Consider the following 1,339-nt stretch of genomic DNA (forward strand, 5'->3'; position numbering starts at 1 on the left):
GAGCCAACCGGACCATGGTCGCGGATATGTTGTAGGACGGTTTCGAACTTTTGCTCAAACCCGTCTCGCCGCCAGTTCTTCCAACGAGCTTTCAGCATGTCGGCATCGCGCAGGAACCGCAGATGCCAGTGGCGATAGAATTCCATTGGAATCACCGCCGCATCGTGCGTCCAATGCTCAAACAGCGCGCGGTCGCGTTCATAGAGGTGTTTGAGGTGGCGCGCGCGATAGCTGGGCTTACGCGCATATAGGATCATGTCATGCGCGCGGGCGACGGTGTTGGTACTGTCAAGCTGGACAAACCCTAAACGATGGATCAGCTGTAACAAGTCATCGCCTTTGGAACTTCCGGTAGGCTGTTCCAAAAGCGCGTGCCGATCCATGAACAGCGCCCGCGCAGCGCGGTTGTCCAGACGTTGCTGCGCCATCTGGCGTTATCGCCGTTTCAGCGTGTCGCCATAGCTGATCTTGGGGGTTAGGGTAACGCGGGTTTCAACCTCGGAATCCGGATCGGCCAGCTTCGCCGCAATGATCTCGGCCGCGGTGCGCCCAATCTCGGTCCGGCAGGCATCCATGGTGGCCAGCTTGCGTCGTAGCCCCTGCAGCAGCTCCACATTGTTGAATCCGGCCAATCCGATTTGACCGGGCACATCGATCCCTTGGTCCAGCAAATACAGCAGCCCACCCGCGCCGATCATATCGTTGGAATAATACAGAAAATCCAACTCGGGCGAGCGTTCCAGCATCGCTTGTGTCATCTCGCGCCCCTTGGCCAGCGCTGAGCCACCCGAATAAAATTCACGGTCCTCAATCTCGATCCCGTGCTTGCCCAATACTTCGGTGAACCCTTCGAACCGTTTACGGGCACGGTGGTCTAACGGCATCTTGGTGCCCATAAACCCGATATGCTCGTAGCCCGCTTTCAGGATTGCCTGCGCCATTTCGCGCCCGGCGCGGCGGTGAGAGATTCCCACCATCGCATCCACCGGTTTGCCATCGGTATCCATGATCTCGACCACCGGTATGCCAGCTGAATCCAGCATAGCGCGCGCGGCTTCGGTATGCTCCAGCCCGGCAATGATCACGCCTGAGGGCCGCCACGAGAGCATCTCGTACAGCACTTTTTCTTCTTTTTCTGGCAGATAGTCCGTGACGCCAACCACCGGCTGCAGTTCAGTATCTTCCAGCACCTGATTGATACCGGTTAGAACTTCGGGGAAGACCATATTTGACAATGACGGGATGATCACAGCGACCAGATTCACCCGGCTTGACGCCAATGCTCCCGCGATCTTGTTGGGCACATATCCCAGCTCTTTTGCGGCGGCCAAAACACGGG

Annotated in this window: 2 protein-coding genes; both read right to left on the minus strand. The window is 57.7% G+C overall.

Features of this window, described 5'->3' with window-relative positions; translation table 11 throughout:
* Window positions 1-428 (minus strand): DNA glycosylase AlkZ-like family protein (locus ACR0EL_RS21550; protein ID WP_480502211.1); only part of this gene is annotated, 428 nt, incomplete at its 3' end.
* Window positions 429-434: 6 nt separating this feature from the next.
* The coding region (locus tag ACR0EL_RS21555; RefSeq protein ID WP_480502213.1) for a LacI family DNA-binding transcriptional regulator at window positions 435-1,339 on the minus strand (905 nt) is incomplete at its 5' end.

This window comes from Ruegeria sp. AH12, assembly GCF_056541465.1.